Annotated in this window: 18 protein-coding genes; 5 read left to right on the forward strand and 13 right to left on the reverse strand. The window is 69.1% G+C overall.

Annotated features, from left to right (window positions below; all coding sequences use genetic code 11):
- The first annotated feature begins 16 nt into the window (after window positions 1-16).
- The 3 genes from AC5ZH6_RS19645 to AC5ZH6_RS19655 all read left to right on the forward strand — a co-directional run bounded on the left by AC5ZH6_RS19645 (window position 17) and on the right by AC5ZH6_RS19655 (window position 2,945).
- The gene (locus AC5ZH6_RS19645; protein ID WP_006367869.1) at window positions 17-1,087 is read left to right on the forward strand and encodes a ferredoxin--NADP reductase; all 1,071 of its coding nucleotides are present in this window, start codon (window positions 17-19) and stop codon (window positions 1,085-1,087) included.
- A gap of 1 nt (window position 1,088) precedes the next feature.
- Window positions 1,089-1,466: a DoxX family protein gene (locus AC5ZH6_RS19650; RefSeq protein WP_006367868.1), complete on the forward strand. Its 378-nt coding sequence runs from the start codon at window positions 1,089-1,091 to the stop codon at window positions 1,464-1,466.
- A 123-nt stretch (window positions 1,467-1,589) separates the two neighbouring features.
- Window positions 1,590-2,945 (forward strand): ClC family H(+)/Cl(-) exchange transporter, encoded by a 1,356-nt coding sequence (locus tag AC5ZH6_RS19655; protein WP_006367867.1) that lies wholly within the window; start codon window positions 1,590-1,592, stop codon window positions 2,943-2,945.
- Between the two features lie 28 nt (window positions 2,946-2,973).
- Here AC5ZH6_RS19655 and AC5ZH6_RS19660 read toward each other — a convergent pair whose 3' ends face one another.
- From AC5ZH6_RS19660 to AC5ZH6_RS19705, 10 genes are all read right to left on the reverse strand, one after another.
- Window positions 2,974-3,693 (reverse strand): DNA alkylation repair protein, encoded by a 720-nt coding sequence (locus AC5ZH6_RS19660; RefSeq protein ID WP_006367866.1) that lies wholly within the window; start codon window positions 3,691-3,693, stop codon window positions 2,974-2,976.
- A 13-nt stretch (window positions 3,694-3,706) separates the two neighbouring features.
- Window positions 3,707-4,915 carry an NAD(P)/FAD-dependent oxidoreductase gene (locus tag AC5ZH6_RS19665; RefSeq protein WP_006367865.1) on the reverse strand — a complete coding sequence of 403 codons (1,209 nt, stop codon included), beginning with the start codon at window positions 4,913-4,915 and terminating at the stop codon, window positions 3,707-3,709.
- Window positions 4,916-4,980: 65 nt separating this feature from the next.
- Window positions 4,981-5,592, reverse strand: a complete 612-nt coding sequence (locus AC5ZH6_RS19670) for a hypothetical protein (protein ID WP_496167708.1) — start codon at window positions 5,590-5,592, stop codon at window positions 4,981-4,983.
- Complete coding sequence (locus AC5ZH6_RS19675; RefSeq protein WP_006367862.1) at window positions 5,589-6,212, reverse strand: Rv1363c family protein; 624 nt, start codon at window positions 6,210-6,212, stop codon at window positions 5,589-5,591. Before AC5ZH6_RS19675 ends, AC5ZH6_RS19670 begins: the two co-directional genes overlap by 4 nt.
- Window positions 6,209-6,727 (reverse strand): hypothetical protein, encoded by a 519-nt coding sequence (locus AC5ZH6_RS19680; RefSeq protein WP_006367861.1) that lies wholly within the window; start codon window positions 6,725-6,727, stop codon window positions 6,209-6,211. The genes AC5ZH6_RS19675 and AC5ZH6_RS19680 overlap by 4 nt, the downstream gene beginning before the upstream one ends.
- Window positions 6,724-7,320: an Rv1363c family protein gene (locus AC5ZH6_RS19685; protein ID WP_006367860.1), complete on the reverse strand. Its 597-nt coding sequence runs from the start codon at window positions 7,318-7,320 to the stop codon at window positions 6,724-6,726. The genes AC5ZH6_RS19680 and AC5ZH6_RS19685 overlap by 4 nt, the downstream gene beginning before the upstream one ends.
- Window positions 7,321-7,372: 52 nt before the next feature.
- The gene (locus tag AC5ZH6_RS19690) at window positions 7,373-8,245 is read right to left on the reverse strand and encodes an SDR family oxidoreductase (protein ID WP_496167709.1); all 873 of its coding nucleotides are present in this window, start codon (window positions 8,243-8,245) and stop codon (window positions 7,373-7,375) included.
- A gap of 57 nt (window positions 8,246-8,302) precedes the next feature.
- Entirely contained in the window at window positions 8,303-8,926 is a 624-nt protein-coding gene (locus AC5ZH6_RS19695) for a TetR/AcrR family transcriptional regulator (RefSeq protein ID WP_006367858.1), read from the reverse strand.
- Complete coding sequence (locus AC5ZH6_RS19700; protein WP_170320163.1) at window positions 8,923-10,305, reverse strand: cytochrome P450; 1,383 nt, start codon at window positions 10,303-10,305, stop codon at window positions 8,923-8,925. Before AC5ZH6_RS19700 ends, AC5ZH6_RS19695 begins: the two co-directional genes overlap by 4 nt.
- 114 nt (window positions 10,306-10,419) lie before the next feature.
- Window positions 10,420-11,406, reverse strand: coding sequence for an o-succinylbenzoate synthase (locus tag AC5ZH6_RS19705; RefSeq protein ID WP_006367856.1), 987 nt, complete (start codon window positions 11,404-11,406; stop codon window positions 10,420-10,422).
- Window positions 11,407-11,476: 70 nt separating this feature from the next.
- On the opposite strand from AC5ZH6_RS19705, the gene AC5ZH6_RS19710 reads away from it, so the two are divergent.
- Window positions 11,477-12,427: an oxygenase MpaB family protein gene (locus tag AC5ZH6_RS19710; protein WP_006367855.1), complete on the forward strand. Its 951-nt coding sequence runs from the start codon at window positions 11,477-11,479 to the stop codon at window positions 12,425-12,427.
- 13 nt (window positions 12,428-12,440) lie between these two features.
- Here the strand turns inward: AC5ZH6_RS19710 and AC5ZH6_RS19715 are convergent, their stop codons facing one another.
- Window positions 12,441-13,199 carry an alpha/beta fold hydrolase gene (locus AC5ZH6_RS19715; protein ID WP_006367854.1) on the reverse strand — a complete coding sequence of 253 codons (759 nt, stop codon included), beginning with the start codon at window positions 13,197-13,199 and terminating at the stop codon, window positions 12,441-12,443.
- A 55-nt stretch (window positions 13,200-13,254) separates the two neighbouring features.
- Window positions 13,255-17,079 carry an nSTAND1 domain-containing NTPase gene (locus AC5ZH6_RS19720; RefSeq protein WP_006367853.1) on the reverse strand — a complete coding sequence of 1,275 codons (3,825 nt, stop codon included), beginning with the start codon at window positions 17,077-17,079 and terminating at the stop codon, window positions 13,255-13,257.
- A 115-nt stretch (window positions 17,080-17,194) separates the two neighbouring features.
- Between AC5ZH6_RS19720 and AC5ZH6_RS19725 the strand changes: the two genes are divergently transcribed.
- The gene (locus tag AC5ZH6_RS19725; protein WP_496167712.1) at window positions 17,195-17,617 is read left to right on the forward strand and encodes a helix-turn-helix transcriptional regulator; all 423 of its coding nucleotides are present in this window, start codon (window positions 17,195-17,197) and stop codon (window positions 17,615-17,617) included.
- A 143-nt stretch (window positions 17,618-17,760) separates the two neighbouring features.
- Here the strand turns inward: AC5ZH6_RS19725 and AC5ZH6_RS19730 are convergent, their stop codons facing one another.
- Window positions 17,761-18,732 carry an alpha/beta hydrolase gene (locus AC5ZH6_RS19730; RefSeq protein ID WP_094600910.1) on the reverse strand — a complete coding sequence of 324 codons (972 nt, stop codon included), beginning with the start codon at window positions 18,730-18,732 and terminating at the stop codon, window positions 17,761-17,763.
- Between the last annotated feature and the right edge of the window lie 118 nt (window positions 18,733-18,850).

Below are 18,850 nucleotides of genomic sequence, written 5' to 3' on the forward strand. Positions count from 1 at the left end.
CCAGGAGACCTGAGCCATGACCGGATCGGACACGACCGAACTGACGCCCCACGGCTCGCGCAGCGTGATCCTCACCGTGGCCGAGGTCATCGACGAGACCCACGACGCACGGTCGATCGTCTTCGAACTCCCCGACACGGCCAAAGAGGCGTTCACCCAGTACAAGTCGGGCCAGTTCCTCACCCTGCGCATCCCGAGTGATCAGACCGGGTCGGTGGCCCGCTGTTACTCGCTGGCCTCCTCCCCCGCCCGCGACGAATTGCCCAAGGTGACGGTCAAGCGCACCGTCGACGGCTACGGGTCGAACTGGGTGTGCGACAACCTCTCCGCGGGCTCGCAGATCGAGGTGCTGCCGCCGTCGGGGGTGTTCACCCCGCGGTCGGTCGACGAACCGCTCCTGCTGATCGCCGCGGGCAGCGGGGTGACCCCGGTGATGTCGATCCTCAAGACCGCGCTGGCGTCGGGGAGCGGCACCATCGTGTTCTTCTACGCCAACCGCAGCGCCGAGGACGTCATCTTCGCCGACGAACTGCGCGAGCTGCAGACCGCACACGCCGACCGGCTGGTCCTGATCCACTGGCTCGAGACGCTGCAGGGCCTGCCCCGCGCTCAGTCCCTGGCGACGATCTTCGGCGCCTTCCGCGGCCACGCCGCCTACATGTGCGGCCCCGGCCCCTTCATGGACGCCGTGCACCAGGCGCTGCACACCGCGGGCTTCGCCCACCACGACGTGCACGCCGAGGTCTACAACTCACTCTCCGGTGATCCCTTCGCCGACGTCGTCCTCGACGAGGTGAGCGCCGAGGAGCAGGCCGACGCCGCCACGGTGGAGGTCGAACTCGACGGCGAAACCCACGAACTGACCTGGCCCCGCAAACGCACCCTGATCGACATCATGCTCGAGGCCGGACTCGATGCGCCGTACTCGTGCCAGGAGGGTGAATGCGGTTCGTGCGCATGCACTCTCACCGACGGAACCGTCGAGATGGACAACGCGGGTGCGCTCGATCCCGAGGACATCGCCGACGGCTATATCCTCGGGTGTCAGGCCCATCCGACTTCCGACCGACTGCGAATCGAGTTCTGACGTGCTCTCACGCCTGTCCCCCATCCAGCTCGCCCGCACCCTTGCCGGGATGCTGCTGACCATCGGCACCCTGCACTTCGTGGCGCCGAAGCCGTTCGACGAGATCATCCCCGAGGAGATTCCCGCCGACCCGCGGATGCTGACCTATGCGTCCGGTGTCGCCGAGGTCGCCCTCGGCGTGGGACTTCTCGTCCCGGCCACCCGCAAGCCGTCCGCGGCTGCGGCCGCGGCACTGTTCGTCGCGGTGTACCCGGCCAACATCAACATGGTCCGGCTGTGGTGGCACAAGCCGGCGATCTACAAGGCGATCGCCCTCGGCCGGCTGCCACTGCAGTTCCCGATGATCGCCGCGGCGATCAAGGTGTTCCGCGCGTCCTGACGATCGAGAACGCCGTCGGCCACCCCTGGTCGCGACCGCCGACTCGGCCGAGATCTACCGTGGATCGGTGTCCGCGACCCGAAATCCCCAGCCCGGTGATCACCAACGGCCCGGTGACGACGCGTGACGGCGCCGGACTCCCCTGATCTCACACCGGAAACGCCCGAAGAGGACACCGGTGCACGGGTTCTCGTCTGGTTGACCATCGTCGCCGCGATCGCCGGTGCGATCACCGGCCTGGTCGGCGGGGCATTCCGGTGGCTGCTGATCCGCGCCGATCACCTGCGGGCCGACCTGATCGACTGGACCCACCATCACGGCCCGGCCGCCTGGCTGATACCCGTGGTGATCTCGGCCGCCGCGGCGCTCATCGCAGCGCTGATCACCCGGTGGGAACCGCGCGCGTCCGGCAGCGGCATCCAACATGTGGAGGCCGTCGAACGCGGCGAGGCCGCACCACCGCCGCCCGCGGTCATCCCGGCCCGCTTCGTCGGCGGTTTGCTGGCGATCGGCGTCGGCGGGATGGTCCTCGGTCGAGAGGGCCCGACGGTGCACATGGGCGCCGCCATCGGCGCGCTCACCGGACGCGTGTGCCGCGCCACCATGCGCGAGATCCGGGTTCTGCAGACCACGTTGTCGGGCGCCGGGCTCGCCGTCGCATTCAACGCACCGATCAGCGGCACCCTGTTCTGCATCGAGGAGATCGCCAAGACCGTCAAGGTGCGCTACGTCCTCTGGACGATGGCCGCGGTCGCCGCAGGCACCGTGTGCAGCCGCCTGATCGTCGGCAACCATCCCGACTTCGTCGTCCCGCAGGTCAATTCCGTTGCGTTGTCCTCACTTCCGGTGTTCGTCGTCTTCGGCGTCGTGGTCGGGCTGCTCGGCGTCGTCTACAACTGGCTGATCCGTGCGTGTCTGAGTGGCTTCGCGGCCATTGGGCGGGTGCCCGGCCCGGTGAAGGCCGCGATCATCGGAGCGGTCATCGGGGCGGTGCTGACCGTCGACCCCGATCTCGGTGGCGGCGGTGACGATCTGACGCAGAACATCCTGTCCGGTCAGCATCTGGCCTTCTGGGCGATCGTGATGCTGCTGGCGATCCGCTTCGTCGCCGGTCCGGTGTCGTATTCGGCGGGCACGCCGGGTGGCATCTTCGCCCCCATGCTGGCGCTCGGCGCGATGACCGGTCTCATCGCCTCCCGGCTGATCGATCTGGTCTCGCCGGGCTACGGGCACGAGTTGTTGTTGCCACTGATGATCGTGGGCATGTCGTCGTTTTTCACCGCCGTGGTCCGGGCGCCGTTCACCGGTGCGGTGCTGGTGATGGAGATGACCTCGACGACCTCGGTCGCGGTGTCGGTGCTCGCCGCGGGGGCCGCGACGATGATCGTCGCCGAATTATTGCGTTCGCCGCCGATTTACGACGATCTGCGCGAACGGATGTTGCGGCAGTGGAAGGGCCACGAAGCCGAGGGCGTCTGAGGGATCGGTGCCGGACGGCCCGCGCGACTCACCGCAACGCGCGGTAGCGGGCGCGCATCGCGGGATCGAGATGCTCGATCGCATACCGCAGTGCGGTGCGTCCCATCGACGCCGCATGCTCGTCGAGATAGTCGGTGAGCGTTGACCTCTCGACGCGCTTGCCCATCTCGCGCAACATCCAACCCAGCGCTTTCTGGATGAGGTCACGCCGGTCGTCGACGACGAGCGGCGCCACCGCCAGCGTGGGGCGGGCATCGCCCTCGCGCAGGTGGGCGTGGGTGCCGACGATACCGACCCGCCGGTGCCACAGCCGTTCGTCGGCGGCGAGGTCGACGAGCGCGGAGTGGTCACCGATCCGTACACACCAGCGTCCGAGAACCGGTGCGGCCGAGGTGTCGACGAGATCCCAGTTGTTCACATACCCGTCGTCGACGGCCCGGCGGTAGTCGCCGACCCACGCGCGAGCATCGGCGTCGTCGGCATACGCGGTCTCCTGCGCCATGAGAAGTAGTGCGAGAAACCGGATCTCGTGGACCGGTGAGCTCAGCAGCTCGCCCACCGCACCGCGATCGATGCCGCGCCGGCGACGGGCGAGCGCGCACAACTGCGGCACCGCTACCCCGACGAACTCGTCGCCCTCACCGTAACCACCGGGCCGAGCCTGCAGATAACGCGCGATACCCGCCGCCCGCTCTGGGTCGCCGAGCTCGCGGACCGCGGCGATCACCTGCGCGGCAACGGAATCCACGGCGACCGCGCGGTCAGAGAAGGTCAGCGACCGGTGTCGGGGTCTGCAACTTGGGGCGCGTCTTCATCACCGGACCCGCCTTGCCCGCGCCGACCACCCCGGTGAGGATTCCGTCGCGGCTGTAGTAGGCCAGGAACTTCGTGCCGTCGTCGGTGACGATGTGCACGTCGTCGTCGGCGCGCGGATGCCCGAGTGCCTGGATCTTCACCGCGAACTGGTCGCTCCAGAAGTAGGGCACCGCGGCGGTGATCGGCGCGCCCGCACTGCCGGCGATCTGATGGGCGACGACCGCAGCCTGTTCGACGGTGTGATTCCAGTGCTCGACACGACGCGCGGTGGGCGTCCCGTCGGCCCAGTTGGCGACGTCCCCGATCGCGTATACGTGCGGTGCGCTGGTCTTTCCGACGGCATCGCAGGCTATCCCACCACCGGTCTCACGCGGGGCGAACCCGATACCCGAGCCCTCGAGGTAGTCGGTGACCGGGATCGAGCCGATGCCGACGACGACGATGTCGGCGGGCAGTTCGGTGCCATCGGCCAGACGCACCGCCCGCACCGCACCCGAGTCGTCGCCGACGATCTCCGAAACCCCAATACCCGCACGAACATCGACCCCATTGGCGGTGTGCATCCGGGCCACCAGTGTCCCGATCGGTTCACCGAGCGCCTGCGCCAGCGGGGTCGGCGCCGGCTCGACGAGCGAGACCCGCACGCCGCGCTCGGTCAGGCTCGACGCGACTTCGCAGCCGATGAAGCCGGCACCGATGACGACGGCGGTCTGCGCACCGTCGATCTCCGAGCGCAGGGCGACCGCGTCGTCGAAGGTCCGCAGGGTGTGCACGCCCGCAAGGTGTTCGGCGCCGGGGAAGACCCGCGGGGCGAGTCCGGTGGCGAGCACCAGGACGTCGTAGGGGACGCTCTCGGTGTCACCGCTATCGGAGCCATGCACGGTGACGGTTGCGGCCTGCGGGTCGACGGCGGTGACCCGTTGACCGAGTCGCAGGGTGATCGACGACTCGGTGTAGAACTCGGCCGGCTTGAGCTCGACGCGGTCGTCCTTGCCGAGCAGCACCGTCTTCGACAGCGGCGGCCGATCATAGGGGGCGTAGGGCTCGGCGCCGATCAGTGTGATCGGCTCCTCGTATCCGTTGGTGCGCAGGTTCTCTGCGAGGCGGATGGCCCCGAGTCCCGCACCGACCACCACGACACCTGCTGCACTCATCCTCGGTTCTCGCCCTCTCGTCGACGGTGCTGCCCGCGTCAGCGGATCGAATGTCGCTGCCCGCGTCAGCGGGTGACGTCCCCCACCGGTCGGACGTCGGCGAGCAGCCAGGTTCCGTTCACCTTACGCATGACCAACCACTTTTCGGTAGATGTATGTTCGCCGCCCACACCGGCTCCGGCTCCCGGCGCACTCGCGTCGGGCACCGTCACCGTCTGGTTGAGAAAGGCGAGCAGACGTGCGTCGTCGGCGTGGAATTCCCCGACCGCCATGCCGACCACATTCACCGTCATCTGCGCCGACGCGGCGACCGCATCCGGAAGGACGACATCGGCACGCTCGGCGTCGTATCGCGTGAGCAGCGGGTCGCTCAGATGGGCGCGCACCGCGTCGGGGGCCGGGGGGTGCTCCCCGTCGAAGGTCATCAGTGCGGTGACCGCGCTCGTCGCGGCCCGTTCGACGTCTGCACGGTCGGCGTCGGTGGGACGCGGGGTCTGCCGATACGCCTGGGTCCAGGCGACGGCGGCGACCACCAGCGCGGTCAGGGTCAGCGTCGCGATCGCCACCAGCAGTCGGCGTGCGCGCCGCGACATCCGCGGCGGCGCGGCGAGCGGACGGATGCGGTGGTGCTGGGTCCAGGTGAGCCGCCAGCTCGGGGGGACTCGGGACGCGATCATGCCGGCACCGCCGAGTCGACGAGCCAGCCGGCGTCGGTGCGGGTCATCCCGACGGTGAGGGTGAGGCGGTCGGCCTGCGGATCCCCGCCGAGCAGAACGGGATTGGACGCCTGCACGACCACCAGTACCTCGGCGCGGGAACCGGGATCGTCGGACCCGGGATCGGTGACGAGCCCGGCCGAGAGCACCCGTCCGGCACTGGGCGCGGTCTGGGCGGCGACGGCGGCGGACAGGGCCGCACCGGCCTGTTCGAGACGCGTTTTCTGCGCGCCGGTGCTCAGGGCGAGGACCCGCTCGACGTAGGCCTCGGCGTGTGCCGGGTCCGACGTCAGCATGCTCGTGGTGGCCGATCGGGCCGCCGCGAGGACCTCGTCGTCGAGGTCGGTGCGCTCGGTCGCCCGGTGATCGAGCACCGCGAGCGTGCTCGCGACGATGATCAGCACCACCGCCACGAGCGCGGCCACCACAAGCGCGCGACGCACCCAGCGCGAGCGTGCCACCGCGCGTGCCCGCAGGTCGTCGGCGGCGGCGATCCGCGCGAGGCGGGCGGCGCGCAGGGCGTGTGTCACCCGCTCCTGCGCGAGTCGTTCCCGAGCGGTGGGGTCGGTCGGCGGAGTCACGACACCACCTCCGCGTCACGCAACAGCCACCGTCCGTCGCGGAGCACGAATCCCATGCGGAGCGTGAGCTTTTCGGTACTCTGCTGTCCCGTTCCGGTGCGGGTCAGCACGGTCGCGCGGATCAGGGCGTCACCGTCCTCGCGACCGGTGTCGATGATCGCGACCGTGTCGGGATGCCACCGGACCGACGACGTGCCCGCGGGCGGGGCGCGATGCAGTTGCGCGGCGAACGATCCGGCGAAGTCCCCGGCCACCAGGGTGCGGGCGCGAGCCCGATCGGTCTGCCAGGTGGCGGTGTCGACGGAGAACACCTGCGCGACGATCGCACCGGCATGAGCACGCAGCGAGTCCCGGTTGTCGGCGGTCCGTCGCTGATCGGACAACGACGTCGCGGTGGCGATCACCGCGGTCACCAGTGCGGCGATCACCACGACCGCCACCGTCGCGGCGATCCGCGCAGCGCCGGGTGCGACGATGCGGTCACGGGTGGCAGGGGTGCGCAGCGGAATTCTCATGGGAGGTATTGCACCGCCGCGACCTTGAGCCGTCCGGAATCGTCGGTGACGGCCAGCCGCAACCGGAAGGTGCGGTCGGCCACGGCCTGCCCGGTCTGCTGATAGCCCACCGTCGCCGCGACGAGCACCACGGCGGAATCGGTGGTGCGCGTGACGATTCCGGTGCCGTCGATGGTGGCACTCGCCGCGGTTCCACTGCGCCGGACGAATGCGGTGTAGGAGTCCGCCGATTGTGCGAATTCGTCGTAGAAGGCACCGGTCGCATCATCGAGTACCGACCGAACCCGTTGCGGTGCAGTCGGATCAGGGCTCAACAGCTCCGCGACGACGTCGGTGGCTACGTCGGTGAAATCGGCATCGGTCCAGGAATTCGCGGCGCGCACCCACGCCGCCACACCGAATCCCGCGACCACCAGTGCAGCGGTCACGACCAGCGCGGAGGCCGTCCACCACCATCGCGACAGCGGAGCGATCCGACCGTTCGCCCGGCGCACCTCGTCGAGATCGTCGACCGCGCGCCGCAACTCGCGGCGGGCCGCCCGGTCCGCCCGGATCGACGGGGATGCCGATGTCGGCGGTGTCGGCCACGGCATCGTCAACGCCTCCTTGCCAGCACCGCACGATCATAACGCGGGGCCGTGACGCTCAGGATGTCGCGCGCCCCCGCATGCGGGCGTCGTAGTCGGCGCGGCCGGCCGAGTCGTAGTCGAGGAAGATCCGGTCGAGTCCGGTGCGTCGGCGCGTCAGACGTTTGAACGCCTGCGGGAAGACCGGATTGGCGTCCACCCACCGCATCGCCCGCGGGGCGGCCACACGGGTGCGTGGCTCGGCGATGACCCCGACGACGGCGGCGGCCACGACCTCGGGTTCGACGGTCTGGATGTAGCGATTGGTCGCCAGGCCCGAGATCAGGCCGGTGCGGGTGAAGGTCGGCATCACGGTGCTCACCCGCACGCCGTGGTCGGACAGTTCGGCATCGAGAGCCTCGGAGAACTCGATGACCCCCGATTTCGCGGCGTTGTAGACGGCCAAACCCGGCATCGGAAGCCGACCGGCAACCGAGGCGATGTTGACGATCTGCCCAGACCGTCGGGCCGTCATTCGTTGCGCGGCAAGCTGACTGCCGGTGATGACACCGATCAGGTCGATGTCGAAGGTCCGGCGGATCAACGCGTCGTCGAACTCGAGGAAGGACCCGACGGGCATGATCCCGGCGTTGTTGATCAGCACATCCACCGGCCCCAGACGCTGCTCGACCTCGTCGAGGAAGGCGGCAAAGCTCGCCCGGTCGGTGACGTCGACCTCGACCCCCTCCACCCCGAGGTCGGCGGCGGCCTTGGCCAGGACCTCGTTGTCGACGTCGCCGATCGCCACCCGCGCCCCGGCGTCGAGGAGTTGACGGGGGGTCTCCAGGCCGATACCGCGTGCGCCGCCGGTGATCACCACGACCTTGTCGGCCAGCCGGGCCCGCACCTCGTCATGCCCGATGCGACCGAATCGGTTGCTGCGCATACTCATCGACTACTCCCCCTTGGTGAGATCACGTACTGACTTCGGTTGTGCCGCCCGGGGCGGTCACCAAATCATCGGTGCGAGGAACTTCTCCGCGAACGCTCGCACCCGGTCCGGCTCCTGCCGCGCCTCGTCGGAGGCCGGTGTCTCCAGGAACGAGATGACCAGGCGCACATGGATTTCGACGGCCTCGAGCAGATCCTCGTCGGGCATCTGCGCACCGGCGGTGCGCAGAGTCGCGGCGACGCGTCCGGTGGCGACGTCGATGAACAGGGCGGTCACCGAGGCGGTGATCGGCGCCATGTCGTGGTCGGTCAGCACGAGCCGGCGCATCAGGGGTTCGTCGGAGATCATCGCCGCGCCCGCGGCGAAGGCCTCGATGACCGCCTCACGCGGGCCGAGGCCGCGGACCGCGTCGACCAGCCGGGCCATGCCGCGTTCGTAGAGTTCCTCGGCGACGCCGAGCAGCAGCGCCTCCTTGTTGGGGAACCGCCGATACAGCGTGGACCGGGAGACCCCGGCGCGTTTGGCGACCTCGTCGACGTTCGCGCGGCGCACCCCGACCTCGGTGAACTCCGCCTCGGCGGCGGCGATGATCGCGCTGTTCTGATCGGCGGGGCTGTCGGTGTTGCGGACCTTGCGGCGACGGCCCTGCTCGGCGTGGGTGCCCGGCGCGCCCGGGGTCATCGCAACCCCCGAACGGTGACCGGCAGCCCGTCCTTGGGTACCGGAAGTGCGCTGTAGTCCATCGGGAGCGTGTATCCCGCGGGGACCGACCACTCGTACCCGCGCAGCAGGTGATGCATGATCGTCTTGATTTCCATTTGTCCAAAATACAGACCGATGCATTTGTGGACCCCCGCACCGAAGGGAATCCAGGCCATCCGATGCGACTTGTCCTCGGCGCGTTCGGGGCCGAAACGATCAGGGTCGAAGACTCCCGGGTGGTTGTAGAGCTCGGGGTCACGATGATTGGTCAGCTGCGGAACACTGACCATCGTCCCCTCTGGTACGAAGAACCCCTGAATCGAGGTGTCCTTGACCGCGATTCGCGGTTGGGCGGGTACCGGCGGGCACATCCGCAACGACTCCTTCATCACCCGGTCGAGCACGTCGAGACGGCCGAGATCGTCATAGCCCACCTCGGGGCCGAGTGCGTCGGACTCGGCGCGCGCCCGCTCCTGCCAGTGTGGGTCGGTGGCCATCCGGTAGGCCATCTGGGTCATCGTGATCGTCGAGGTGTCGTGCGCGGCCATCAGGACGAAGATCATGTGATTCACGACGTCCTCGTCGGTGAATCGGTGCCCCTCGTCGCTGCGCGCATGACAGAGCACCGAGAACAAATCGGGGGTCTCACGCGCCCGCTTGGCGGGCAGGGTGGCGTAAAAGAACTCCTCGAGCACCTTGCGGCTGCGCAAGCCCTTCCACCACCGGCCGCCGGGAACCGGCTTGCGCACGTAGGCAACTCCGGCACGCACGGTCTCGACGAAGGCCTTGTTGAGCGTGGCGGCCTCGTCGGCGGACAGGTCGACGCCGAGGAAGACCTCGAGCGCGACGTCGAGGGTCAACGACTTGAACCGATCGAACAGGTGGACACGCCCCGTCGGGAAGCGGGTCATCGCCTCGGCGATCATCGGCGACATCTCCTGCAGGTAGCCCTTGAGCATCGTCGGCGCGAAGGCCTGCTGCATGATGCGCCGGTGGTGGCGGTGCTCCTCGAAGTCGAGGAGCATCACCCCGCGGTTGAAGAAGGGGCCGATGAAGTAGCTCCAGGCGGGACCGTTGGCGAACGCCCGATCGGAGTTCATCAGGATCTCCGCGGCCGCATCGGGGCCTGCGGCGGTGACCATCCGAATCCCCAGCGCGCTCATGCCGGAGATGAGACCCAACTCGGCGCGACGACGTTCGGCGAATCCGAAGGGATCGCGACGCATCGACATGATCTCGAGGATGCCGTTGCGATGTGCGCACGGAATCGCCTGTAGATCGCTGCCGGGTGGCGGTGGCGCGAGGATTGGTGACTTCCCGGCCGAGCGCACCCGAGACACCGACGAGGGCGCCGTCATGGCAGCATCCTGCGCCGGCGCGAGTCCACCCCGCTCCTGTGAGCCACACAACACCATGGAACAAACTCTACGATATGTCTCTATCGACTGTCACCCTCCGGCCAGGAAACTCCCTCAGCCGAGTCGGTGCCCGCGCGCGGTCAGGACCGCGTGAGCGCGCCGCAACCGCTCGTGCCACCACCGCCGGCGGTCCTCGGCGGCGCACAGCGTCGACGGAACGTCGAGGTCACCGGGCCCGAACCACCGTGGCCGCAGATGACCGTCGTCCGGGGTGCCGCCGTCGGCGACGTCCCCGGTGAACAACGAGCCGGTGCCGAGACCGCAGGCGAACGGTAGCTCGGGCAGCGCCGCGGCCGCCGCGACGCCCGCGGCGATGCCGACCGCGGAGTCCAGCGCACTCGAGATCACCACGGGCAGACCGATTTCCTCGGCCAGGGTGAGCACGGCCCGCATGCCGCCCAGCGGCGCCACCTTGAGCACCGCGATGTCGGCGGCCTCGGCGGCGACCACCCGCATCGGGTCGGTGGCCTTGCGGATCGACTCGTCGGCGGCGATCGGCACGTCGACCGCTCGACGCACCGCAGCCAACTCCTCGACGGTGGCACACGGTTGCTCGGCGTACTCGAGGTCGCCGATCGCGCGCAATGCCGTGATCGCCTGCGCCACATCCCATTTCCCGTTTGCATCGACGCGGACCCGGCCGATGAGCTCGCGCGTGGCAGCAACCCGCGCGACGTCGTCGTCGAGGGTCTGCCCCGGTTCGGCGACCTTCACCTTGGCGGTGCGCGCTCCGGGGAAACGGGCGAGCATGCCCGCGACCTCCGATGCGGGTACCGCCGGCACAGTGGCGTTGATCGGGACCCGATCACGACGTGTGGGGGGTGCTCCGAGATACGCCGCCTCGATACCCGCCGCGAGCCACGCCGCGGACTCCTCGTCGTCGTACTCGACGAACGGCCCGAATTCACCCCAGCCCGCCGGCCCCTCGACGATCATCACCTCGCGCGTGGTGATGCCCCGGAAACGGGTGCGCATCGGCAGGCTGAGCACCACCGCATGCTCGAGCAACTCCTCCGGCGTCGGCAACCTCTGACCGGTCACGATCCTCCTCCCTGGCCAGACTGATGAAACAAATCTGGAAACTCGTTCCTTCGTGCGATAAGGTCTCGCCATGACAGTGAATCAGGATTTCGACTCGGCGATCCGTGAGGCGCAGCCTGTCCTGGTCGAGGCCTCTCCCGAGCATCCCGCTCCGGAGAACGACGCATTGCCGACTCCGCGGCTCGGCGCCGACTCGCTCATCTGGAAGTTCTACGGCGACGTCCGCGGAATCCTCGGATTCCAGCGCCTCGCCGGCACCGAGAACTGTATCGAACAACTCGGTCAGGGCGTGCTCGATCACTCGGTGATCTTCGACGACTTCCTCGGCCGCGCCCGCCGCACCGGCCCGCCCGTGATGCGCACCGTCTACAGCGCCGAGCCCGCCAGGTGGGGGCGCACCGTGCGCGATTTCCATCGCGACATCAAGGGCACCATCAGTGACGGTTCGCGCTATCACGCGCTCAACCCCGAGCTGTTCTACTGGGCGCACGCCACTTTCGTCGATCAGGTGCTCTACATCACGGACACCTTCATCCGCAGGTTGTCCGAGGCGGAGAAGGAGCAGATCTTCGCCGAGAGCAAGATCTGGTACGAGCTCTACGGCGTCAGCGCGCGCAGTCAGCCGCAGACCTACGCCGAGTTCCGCGAGTACTGGGACTCCATGCTCGAGCGTTTCGTGCCGCACAAGACCGTCGTCTACGCCACCGGATACATCCGCAAGGGTCTGCCACGGCCGCGCCGCATCCCGGCGCCGGTGTGGCGAGTCGTCTCCGCCCCGCTCAACGCGTTCATCCGCACCGTGGTCGTGGGCACCCTTCCGCAGCAGATGCGTGATGTCTGTGATCTGGAATGGGATGCCAAGCGCGAAAAGAACTTCCAGAGGTTTGCCACGTTCATGCGGGCACTCAACCCGGTGTTCAACCGGCTGCCGGTGCGGTGGCTGTACGTGCCGTGGGCCGCCGAGGCGTGGGAGAAGGTCGGCGTCGACCCGCGGCCGCTGCACAACAAGCCGGCCGCGTAGGGGGCTGCCGGCGTCACTGCGCCAGGAAAGCGCCTGCCTTCGCGGTGAATTCGCGACGACGGTCCCGATGGACCGAGTGGCCCGCGTCGATGACGTCGAAGCGGCCGTCGGGCAAGGCCTGCGCCACGGACTGCAGATGCTGCGGGGGCAGAAAGCTACGCGGACCACCGGAGATGACCTGGGTCCGCGCCGACACCGCGGCCAGACGCCCCCACCACTGCGGGTCGGCGCGCTCGAACTCGGCGCCGACCTGCGTTCCCACGGCGCGATCGAATCGGACCACCGGCATCGGGTTGCGCATCAGGGCGCCGATACCGCGTACGCGTTCACCGAAGCCCGACGACATGACGATCTCCTCGTCGAGATCGGCCTGGTCGCGTGGCATCGGTGGCACTTCCTCGAGCACCAGCGACCGGACCCGGCCGGGATCGTTCATCGCCACGCGCAGTGCCGCGTGCGCACCGAGCGAGTGACCGACCACGTCGGCCCGCTCCACATCGAGCTCGTCGAGCACGAATCCCAGGTCGGCGGCGAAGGCTTCCAGCGCGTAGTCCCCCGGACGGCCGCTGCGGCCGTGTCCACGCAGGTCGACCGCGATGACCGCGCGGCCGGCGCGGCGCAGGATCGACGCGAAGGGCCGCCAGGTGCTGTGGTCGCTGCCCATCCCGTGGACCAGCAGGACCGGCGGAGTGCGGCTGTCGGCGAGATCGCCGTCGACGGCGACCGCGAGGGTGAGCTCGCCGTGCCCGATGGGGCGCTGCAACAACCGCATTGGGCCCAAGTTACCAGCGTCGATACCTACCCCGGACGGGCCCCCACGGCCGCGATCACCGGCGGCACGGAGGCTGATAGCCCATGCCGTGGACGTAGGTGGCCCATTCCTCCTCGGTGATCTGATCGCCGGTCTGCGCACACTGGGCGTCGATGATCGCACCGGTATCGAGCTCCCACGACTCGATCACCCCTGCCTCACCGGCGGCGAGGATCCGATCACCGGGCGCGAATCGCACGTCATAAACCCGTCCGGGGAACGAGCGCAACACGACCTCCGCCGACCCTCCGTCGGCCAGATTCCACACCCACACCTCCGAATTCCCGCCACCGGCGATCACGTGGGAACCGTCGGCGGAGAAACCGGCGCTGTAGAGCTGGCCCGCCGGGCCGGTCAATGTCGCAATGGTATGCGGCGCTTGCGGATTCGAGACGTCGGCGACGACGACCGCACGTTCCTCCGAGGTCGCCACGATCCGGTCGCCGTGGGCGGAGAAGCGCACCGCGAGCGCCGCGCCCTCGAAGTCGATCGGATGCGGATATGCCCGTGGTGCCGCCGGATCGGTGAGATCCACCAGTTGCACGACACCGGTGGAGGTCGCCACCGCGACCCGGCGACCGTCGGGGCTCAGCGTCGTCCACCACACCCCGCCGCCGGCGTCGAAGGTCGAAACCACCTTGGGCCCAGCTAGATCCGAGGCATCGATGACGGTGACGATGTTGCTGTCGGTGGCCCCGGTCACGGCCAGATGCGACCGTTCGCTGTAGTCCACGGTCTCGTTGAGGGTGTGCTGCGCGTCGACCGAGCCCACCAGGTGCGGGTCGGCGGGATCGGACATGTCGGCGAACTGCACCGCTCCGGTGACCGTCCCCATGGTCGCGATCCGGCCCGACGGCGACAGCGTCACCGCTCCCGAATACACCATGCCCGGCGGCGGAACGAGATCCGGTCCGGCGCGACTCAGCCCGTCGGACTCGATGTCCCACTGGGTGATCCGCCCATCGGTGCCGCTGTCGGCGGCGAGCAGCCGGGTCGTCGAGCCGTTCGCCGGGATCTGGTAGACGCTGTTGGTCCCGATCACCGTCCGATTCGACGTCGGCGGCCAATCCTGTACCCGCCCATCATCACTGGATGCGATCACATGGTCTCCGGCGAACACCACCGAGACCGCGTTCGATGCAGCCGTGAGGATCCGGGGAGCGGCCGAGGGGTTGGTCAGGTCGAAGATCCGCAGTGTGTTGTCGGCGCCCGCGCCCGCGATCTCGGTGCCGGCGGCGTTGACGGCCACCGCCGTCACGTAGCTGTCGAAACCGCCGAACCCCGCGACCTTACGCGGAGCGGCCGGATCGGAGACGTCGACGACGTCGATCACGCGGCTGCGCAGTGCCGCCACCAGCCGCGTACCGTCCGGCGTGTAGGTCAGGCCCTGCGCGAGTTCGTTGTCGCGCCACGCATCGAGCGGGATCTCGCCCGTCGCGACGATGTCGTCGCCGTCGATGCGCCACAGATCGATGCGACGGTTGGCGCTGCTGGTGGCCAGCGAACGGCCGTCGGGACTGAACGCGGCCGCGCCGGCGACGCCGGCGACCTTGCCCGGCAACGGCACCGGACGCCACGTCCCGTCCGAGTTCACCCACACCTGCACCCCGACCTCGGGCACGCTGGCGACGACGAACCGGCCGTCGGGACTCACCGAGAGCGCGTTGACGTCGCCGCCGACGGCCGGGAAATCAAAGGCGCGCACCGGGTGTGCGGGGTCGGCGACATTCCAGGCGGTGAGGGTGCCGCGACCGCCGAGAAGCACCGTCGACGTCCCCGGCAGGATCGCGACCCCACCCAATCGACCGCCGCCGCCGGGCGCGCGGAAGGTGGTGACCTGCCGGTTGATCCCGCGGTCGGACACGTCGAACAGCCGCACCTGCCCGCCGCCTCCGGCGGCGACGAGCAATGACCCCGAGCGGGCCAGCAGCACCGATCCGCCCTCACCGACAAAGCGATTCGGGACACCGTGACCGGTCGCGTCGATCAACCGCGACCGCGCCTCGAGGGTCGGCGAGGTCTGATAGGCGACCATGGCCAGCTGCGCGGCGAGAAACGGGTCACGATCCTCCAACTCGCTCGACTGGATGGCCAGCTGTCGGCTCAGCGCCTGATTCCGGGCGGCCTCGGCCTGCTCGCGCTGACCCACCGCATGCACGCCGGTGATCACCGCGATGACCGCTGCGGTGACCGCCACGATGCCGAAGACCCCGGCGGTCAAAGCGATTCGGCGCAGCTGCCGACTGCGGCGTCGTTCCTGGGCGTCCTGGGCGCGTACCCGCGCCTCACCGGCCTCCAGGAAGCCACGGCTGGCCTGATCCAGCGAGGAGCCGTCGTCGGCGAGCGGCCGGAACATCTCCAGCCGAGCCCGCATCGGCAGCAGGTCGTCGGGCCGTCCGTTGGACTCCCACGTGTCCCGCAGGGTCTGTAGTCGACGCCGCAGCAACAGCCGTTCGCGGTCGGCGTCGATCCATTCGCCCAGCCGCGGCCAGGCCGTCAGCAGCGCCTCGTGCGCGACCTGGGCGTGCGAGGTCGTCACCGTGACCAGACGTGCCGCGGCGAACGTCTCGAGCACATGACGGTTGTCCCCGGCCGGGTCGTCGGCGTCGAGATCGGCGAGCCGGACGGTGCGCCGGGTGACGGTCTCCTCGTCGACGTTGACCATTTCCAACAGGATTCGGCGCGCCACGGCCCGCTGCGCGTCGTCGAGTGAGTCATACACCGACTCCGCGGTCTGTTCGACGGCTCCCGAGATGCGGCCGGTCGAGACGTAGTCACGCACCGTGAGTCGTCGGCGATCAGACTTCTCCCACGTGGCGCGCAGGGCATGGGACAGCAGTGGGAGTACACCCGCGCCGACCGGCCGCACGCTCGTCGACGGCGCCACGTCGTCGAGCAGCATGGTCACCAGATCGTCGTCCACGGTGAGCCCGGCGACCTCGGCGGGCCGCACGATCACCTCCCGCAGTTGTGCGGGCAACATCGGGGTGACGAGTAGCTGCGAGTTGGCCAGCACCGAGGCGATGATCGGACCGGCGGCGGCACGTTCGTAGAAGTCGGCGCGCAACACCCCGATCACCACGGTGCGCCGGCGCGCGGCGAACTCGGCCAGCCGGGTGGTCAGCCGCGCCCGCCCGGCGGAATCACCCTGGGTCCACAGCTCCTCGAGCTGATCGATCACGAGCAGCGCCGGGCCGTCGCCGGGCGTCTCGTCGAGAGTTGCCGCGGCCTGCTCGAGCGCGGTGACAGGGTCGTCGCCGGGCACCATGACCGCCGCGCGCCAATCGAGGAACGGCTCCTCGGTACCGATGCGCGGCAACAGGCCGGCCCGGACGAGCGAGGACTTACCCACCCCCGACGCCCCGACCACCGCGACGCCGTGCAGCCAGTCGGGCCCACCCTCTCCGACCGACTGGTCCGGCTCCGGGCCGGGCCCGGGCACCGTCTCGGGAAGCCGGGAGCGGACCATCTCGGCGAGCCGGTCGATCAGTTCGTCGCGACCGAAGAACCAGGCCCCGTCGTCGGCCGAGAACGGAGCAAAGCCCCGGTACGGTGACACCGACGACGCCGACTTGCGGGTGCGCCGCGACGACCGCTCGGCCGCGGCCCACCACTGCTGGACGTCGGCGTCCTCGACGACGCCACACGCGGCGAGGACACGCTCGAACATCTCCCGGCTCGCCCGTGTCGGGGCGTGCTGTCCGGCGAACCATCCGGCGACCGTGCCCAGGAGCGCGTCGGCGTCGGACGCGACGTCGCGCACACTCATCCCGGACCGCTCGCGGAGTCCGGTGAGGGCGCGGCCGAGCTCGTCGCGGGTGTGCACGGCATCGGGTCCCATGGCGAGAGGAGTCCTGTCGTCGGACCAGATTCGCGCTGGTCAGCGTATCGAGAAATGTATCGACTTCCGATTCTCAGCCACTGCGGCGCGCTTCGTCATCCCCTCCGCACCAAGATTGGTCCGCGCGGACTACACCGCGATCCATTGCGCGTCGGCGAGTCGGGCTGCGGCGCGAATCCATCAGGAGGTCACCATCATCCCCGGTACCGAGGAGCCGCCGTTGCATCGGCGACCCCAGCACGATTCCCGACCCCACCCCCATCTCGATCCCCGCCACCGCCACCTCTATGCGGTGAGCCGTCCCGCGAGCCGACGTCCCGACCTCTCACGCCGCGAGGTCGAGGTGCTCGTCGCCTGGTTGCGCGCCGAGTCCAAACAGGAGGCCGCCAAGGCGCTGTTCATCAGTGTGTCGACGGTGAGCACCCACGTGGCACGCATCCGGGCCAAGTACGAGGCGGTGGGCCGGGCGGCGAACACCAAGTCGGCGTTGTTCGCCCGCGCGATCCAGGACGGTTACGTCTCACTCGACGAGTGGTGAGTTCGAACTCCTGACGGCACCGTCGACGACGCGGTACCCGACCCCGAGGAGGGTCCGATGCCACGTCGTCGACGGTTCCGCCACGCACCCGCCGATCACCCCAGGCAAGGCGCCGCATCCCCTGTCGGCGCCTGTCCGGTGAATCAGCGGTCCCGGAACCAGCCGGAGTTCTTGGCGCGCCAGACCATGTCCTGCCAGTAACCCCAGGTGTGTGTCCCCACGGTGGGGAAGTCGGTGGTGATCCGGATGCCCTGCAGTGCGGCGGCCACCTCGAATGACCGGGTCTGCGCCAGTGCGACCGCCTCGAGCGGGGTGCCCTTCACGGAGTTGACGGCGTCGGTGTTGTAGCGGCCCCAGGCGGCTGATCCTGCGGCGACCCGGATCTTCATCCCGCGCATCCGCGGCAACTGGACGAGTGCGTCGTTGCGCTGCCAGCGATCGCTCCACGGCGGGCCCCACATCGCATCCGCGCTGAACGGACCCATCCCGGCTTCGACGCCTGCGTCGATCAACGCCAGGCGCACGGCCTCGCGCATCGTCGGGGCCGACAGGTTCACGTAACCCGACATCGAGAACACATGCGAGATCCGGTTGCGGTGATACGCACCGTAGATCATCGCCGAGCCGCCGCCCATCGAGATGCCCATGATGGCGTACTTGCCCCACGGCCCGACGGCGAGCCCGCGCGCGTCCAGGGCGGCGACGATCCGGTCCAACCGGCAGGTCCACATGTAGCGGTACTTGATCTTGTTGCCCGGGCTGGCGGTGTCCCAGTTGGTGTAGAAACTCGCGAGTCCACCGACGGGTTCGACGACGTTGACGCCCGAGTCGGCCAGGCGGGCGATGTTGGTCTCATGACGCCAGCCGCTCATGTCGCTGGTGGCTCGTAGTCCATCGAGGGCGATCACCGTCTTGTAGTTGCCCGGCCGGGCCCAGATGTCGACCGGGCTCGCGGGCATCCCGCACCCCCCGACCGAGATCCGGTTCAGCGATGCCGCATCGGCGTCACCGACACCACTGGACAGGGAGATCACCAACGCCGACGCCACGATGGTCGCGGCGACGATTCGCCGGCCCAGGCGCTTGTGGACCGACCGTCTCAGACTTGAACGCACGCCCAGGACATTAGGGCGGTGCGGACCGCTGTCACCAGGCTCGTGACCACAGGGCACCGACATTGAGACCAGTCGGTTACCCAAGTGGCAATTGTGACGTAATGTTACTAGTGTGACT

This window comes from Gordonia sp. YC-XJ4, assembly GCF_059511865.1.